Origin of the sequence: Nonomuraea longispora, assembly GCF_004348345.1 — a bacterium.
Classification (GTDB): domain Bacteria; phylum Actinomycetota; class Actinomycetes; order Streptosporangiales; family Streptosporangiaceae; genus Nonomuraea; species Nonomuraea longispora.
The window spans coordinates 1-5,093 of record NZ_SMJZ01000339.1 but is presented as its reverse complement, the minus strand read 5'-3'; the positions used below and the strand labels follow the sequence as shown (position 1 = coordinate 5,093).

Genomic DNA, 5,093 nt, shown 5'->3' with positions numbered 1-5,093 from the left:
GCCTGGGGCTTGGCGGAGACGGCCGGCTTGTTCGCTGAAGGCGCAACAGCAGGGTCCTGCTGACCGTCCGCGGACGGCTTCTTCTTCCGCCCCAGAAGCCTCAGCTTCCTGCCCCGCATCACCCCTGACACCACGAAGAGCACCGCCGACAGCCCCGCGACGGCCACTCCCGCCCACACCTGCGGGTTGAACACCAGCCCGGTCACGAAGCCCACGACGGTGACGCCGATGGTCCACAGGGACCGCAGCGCGTCCGTCAGATAGGCCGCCAGCGGCAACAGGGCCCACGCCGTCACCCGCAATCCTGAGGCGGCTCCCCTGCGCCGGAACGCCAGGAAACTCAGCACCAGCCCGGCGATGGTCGCCCCGGCGCACAGCGGCAGCCAAGCGAACTGATCAAACGACATCCTGCCTGCTCCCTCGTTGTGGCTCTGTCTCCATCCTGGCACGCGAACGCGGACCGGCATCCCCCGCGAGAACCACATTTCCCCTAGGGGACAGGCCTCGAGCCCTCAGACGCCGGGCAGAAGGGCCCTCAGACGGGCGACCGTGACCTCCTCCAGCGAGGAGACCACCAGGCGCCCCGGCGCCTCCTCGACCGGTAGCAGGCTGGGCACCGCCACCACCGCGCAGCCGGCCGCGGTGGCCGCCGCCACGCCGTTCGGTGAGTCCTCCAGGACGACACAGCGGACCGGCACAACGCCGAGCAGCCGCGCGGCCGTCAGGTACGGCTCAGGGTCGGGCTTGGTGCGCTCGACGTCGTCGGCGGTCACCACGACGTCGAACCGGTCGCGGCCGAACTCCTTGAGCACCGCGTCGGCGATCTTCCGCAACGACGAGGTGACCAGCCCGACGGGGACGCCCTCGTCGCGCAGCGCGTCGAGAAGCTCGGACGCGCCGGGCATCACGCGCGCCCCGCCGGACAGGCGCTCCACCATGCCGGAGACCATCCACTGCTCCACCGTCGCGGCGCTCTCGCCGGAGCCGGACGCGGACAGCATGTACTCGACCGCGCGCTCCATGGAGCCGCCCAGGAGGTGCGCCTGGTGGTCGGGCGTCCACTGCCCGCCCAGCCTGCGCATCACCTCCGACTCGATCTCGAGCCAGACCTTCTCGGTGTCGACCAGCAGGCCGTCCATGTCGAAGAAGACCGCCCGCATGTCCATCGCCTCACTCCGTCCGGCGTGCTCGCTCCATGTGCCGTCGTCCTTCCCGGCCCTCCCCCGTCCTGACCTTGCCGCGCTCGCGGCAGGCGGGCCGGTCAGACGTTGAAGTATTTGGCCTCGGGATGGTGGGCGACCAGCGCGGAGGTGGCCTGCTCGGGGTGGAGCTGGAACTCCTCCGACAGCGTCACCCCGATGCGTTCGGGCTCCAGCAGCTGGAACAGCTGCTGCTGGTCCTCCAGGTTGGGACAGGCGGGGTAGCCGAACGAGTAGCGGCAGCCCTGGATGTTGACCTTGAGCATGTCGTCGAGCGACTCGTCGCCGCCGATGCCCCACTCCTGGCGCACCCTCGCGTGCCAGTATTCGGCCAGCGCCTCGGTGAGCTGCACCGACAGGCCGTGCAGCTCCAGGTAGTCGCGGTAGGCGTCCTTCGCGAACAGCTCGGCCGTGGCCTCGGAGATCTTCGGCCCCATGGTGGCCACCTGGAAGCCGACCACGTCGACCTCGCCTGAGTTCTTGCCGCGGAAGAAGTCGGACAGGCACAGGTGGCGGTCGCGCCGTTGACGCGGGAAGGTGAAGCGGGTGCGCTCGCCGCCGTCGTCGTCCAGGATGATCAGCGTGTCACCGTCGGAGACGCACGGGAAGTAGCCGTAGACGACGGCCGCCTCCAGCAGGCCCTCGGTCTGGATGCGTTCGAGCCACATGCGCAGCCGCGGCCGCCCTTCGGTCTCCACCAGCTCGTCGTAGCCGGGCCCCTGACCGCCTCTGGTGGGCTTGAGACCCCACTGGCCGAGGAACAGCGCCCGCTCGTCGAGGAAGGCGGAGTAGTCGGCCAGCGAGATGCCCTTGACGACGCGGTCGCCGCGGAAGGGCGGGGCCGGCACGGGGTTGTCCTCCGCCACGTCGGAGCGGCTCGGCAGCTCCTCGACGGGCGTACGGGTGAGCACGGCGCCGGACTTGACGCGCCGCTCGCGAAGCGGCGGCAGCTTGGCGCCGGCGACGCCCCGCTTGACGGCCATGAACGAGTCCATCAGCCGCAGCCCCTCGAACGCGTCGCGCGCGTAGCGCACCTCGCCCTCGAACAGCTCGGCCAGGTCCTGCTCGACGTAGGCGCGGGTGAGCGCGGCCCCGCCGAGCAGCACGGGGTAACGCTCGGCCAGGCCCCTGGAGTTCATCTCCTCCAGGTTCTCCTTCATGATGACCGTCGACTTCACCAGCAGGCCGGACATGCCGACGACGTCGGCCTTGTGCTCGTCGGCGGCCTCCAGGATGGACGAGACCGGCTGCTTGATGCCGAGGTTGACCACCTGGTAGCCGTTGTTGGACAGGATGATGTCGACGAGGTTCTTGCCGATGTCGTGCACGTCGCCCTTGACGGTGGCCAGCACGATGCGGCCCTTGGTCTCGCCCTCGACCCGCTCCATGTGGGGCTCGAGGTAGGCGACGGCCGACTTCATCACCTCGGCCGACTGCAGCACGAACGGCAGCTGCATCTGCCCCGACCCGAACAGCTCGCCCACGGTCTTCATGCCGTCGAGCAGCACCTCGTTGATGATCTCAAGGGCGGGGCGCTGCTCCAGAGCGGTGTCGAGGTCGGCCTCCAGCCCCTTCTTCTCACCGTCGATGATGCGCCGCTTGAGCCGCTCCCACAGCGGCAGCGCGGCCAGCTCCTCGACCTTGCCCGCGCGCATGGCGGCGGCGTCGACGCCCTCGAACAGGTCCATGAAGCGCTGCAGCGGGTCGTAGCCTTCGCGGCGGCGGTCGTAGACCATGTCGAGCGCGACCTGGCGCTGCTCGTCGGGGATGCGGGCCATCGGCAGGATCTTGGAGGCGTGCACGATGGCGGAGTCGAGGCCGGCGTTGACGCACTCGTTGAGGAACACCGAGTTGAGCACCATGCGGGCGGCCGGATTGAGGCCGAAGCTGATGTTGGACAGCCCCAGGGTGGTCTGCACGCCCGGGTGGCGGCGCTTGAGCTCGCGGATGGCCTCGATGGTCTCCAGGCCGTCGCGCCTGGTCTCCTCCTGGCCGGTGGCGATGGGGAAGGTCAGGCAGTCGACGATGATGTCCTCGACCCGCATGCCCCAGTTGGTGGTCAGGTCGTCGATGAGGCGGTCGGCGACGCGCACCTTCCAATCGGCGGTGCGGGCCTGGCCCTCCTCGTCGATGGTCAGCGCCACCACGGCCGAGCCGTGCTCGCGCACCAGGCGCATGATGCGCTGGAAGCGCGAGTCGGGGCCGGCGCCGTCCTCGTAGTTGACGGAGTTGACGGCCGCGCGCCCGCCGAGCATCTCCAGGCCCGCCTGCAGCACCGCGGGCTCGGTCGAGTCGAGCATGATCGGCAGCGTGGAGGCGGTGGCGAAGCGGAAGGCCAGCTCCTTCATGTCGGCCACGCCGTCGCGGCCGACGTAGTCGACGCACAGGTCGAGCATGTGGGCGCCGTCGCGGGCCTGGTTGCGGGCAGTCTCGACGCAGTCGTCCCACCGGCCTTCCAGCATGGCCTCGCGGAAGACCTTGGAGCCGTTGGTGTTGCACCGCTCGCCGATGGCGAGGTAGGAGGTGTCCTGCCGGAACGGCACGGTCTGGTAGAGCGAGGACGCGCCGGGCTCGGGGTGGGGGCGGCGCTGGGCCACCTGCTTGCCCCTGACCCGCTCGACGACCTGACGGAGGTGCTCGGGCGTGGTGCCGCAGCAGCCGCCGACCAGGGACAGGCCATAGTCGTCGGTGAAGGTGTCGTGCGCGCCGGCCAGCTCCTCCGCGCTGAGCGGGTAGTAGGCGCCGTCGGAGGTGAGCACCGGCAGGCCGGCGTTGGGCATACAGGAGAGCCTCAGGCGCGAGTGGCGGGCGAGGTAGCGCAGGTGCTCGCTCATCTCGGCGGGGCCGGTCGCGCAGTTGAGCCCGACGATGTCGACGCCGAGCGGCTCGATCGCGGTCAGCGCGGCGCCGATCTCCGAGCCGAGCAACATCGCGCCGTTGGTCTCGATCGTGACCTGGGCGATGATCGGCACGTCACGGCCGGAGTCTTCGACGGCTCGCCTGGCGCCGATGACGGCGGCCTTGACCTGGAGCAGGTCCTGGCAGGTCTCGACGATCAGGCCGTCGGCGCCGCCGGCGATCAGGCCTGCGGCGTTGTCGCGGTAGGCGTCGCGCAGGCTGGCGTAGGGCAGGTGGCCGAGCGTCGGCAGCTTGGTGCCGGGGCCCATCGAACCGAGCACGAACCTCGGCTGGTCAGGGGTGGACCAATGGTCGGCGGCCTCCCGGGCGATGCGGGCGCCTGCCTCGGAGTATTCGAAGACCCGCTCGGGGATGTCGTATTCGCCGAGCGCGGCCAGGTTGGCGCCGAAGGTGTTGGTCTCCACGCAGTCGACGCCGACGGCGAAATAGGCCTCGTGCACACCACGGACGATGTCGGGCCGGGTGACGTTGAGCACCTCGTTGCAGCCCTCGTGGCCGTGGAAATCGTCGAGCGTCGGGTCCTGGGCCTGCAGCATCGTGCCCATCGCCCCGTCGGCGACGACGACGCGCTGGGACAACACTTCTCGGAAGGACGGGGAGATGCTCATGTGGTGAAGCTTATCGGCTGCGCCTGAATCATCGTTCGAGGCGGCCTCGACCGCCGGTGAACGCACCGGTCAAAGCGGGGCCATCGGAGCCCGGGATCGGCACAGAACATCGCCCTCGGCGGAGGGACCGCGCGGTGCTCGCGGGCACCGGCGGAGCTCCTCCCCCGCCCTTGCGCGCCCTCTTCGCGGCCGTGTTCGTGCGACGTGTTCGTGCGACGTGTTCGTGCGACGTGTTCGTGCGCGACCGCCGCGGACCCGCTGGTGGTGGACGACCGGCGGTGGCGACCGGCGGTGGCGACCGGCGGTGGCGACCGGCGGTGGCGAGGGGCCGGGCGGAACGAGGTGTCCGGCGGTCACGATCGGGGAC

At 70.3% G+C, this 5,093-nt stretch carries 3 protein-coding genes; all 3 read right to left on the bottom strand.

Going from position 1 to position 5,093, the window contains the following annotated elements:
* A partial coding sequence (locus E1267_RS42450) for a cellulose synthase (RefSeq protein ID WP_246064701.1) occupies positions 1–407 on the bottom strand: 407 nt, incomplete at its 3' end.
* Positions 408–512: 105 nt separating this feature from the next.
* Positions 513–1,166, bottom strand: a complete 654-nt coding sequence (locus tag E1267_RS42445) for an HAD family hydrolase (RefSeq protein WP_342774961.1) — start codon at positions 1,164–1,166, stop codon at positions 513–515.
* A 95-nt stretch (positions 1,167–1,261) separates the two neighbouring features.
* Entirely contained in the window at positions 1,262–4,726 is a 3,465-nt protein-coding gene (metH, locus tag E1267_RS42440; protein WP_132341786.1) for a methionine synthase, read from the bottom strand.
* Positions 4,727–5,093 lie beyond the last annotated feature (367 nt).

What these genes read in the sequence shown, in the direction of transcription:
- E1267_RS42445 (WP_342774961.1), bottom strand. Translation starts at nt 1,166, where the DNA reads ATGGACATGCGGGCGGTCTTCTTCGACATGGACGGCCTGCTGGTCGAC.
- metH (WP_132341786.1), bottom strand. Translation starts at nt 4,726, where the DNA reads ATGAGCATCTCCCCGTCCTTCCGAGAAGTGTTGTCCCAGCGCGTCGTC.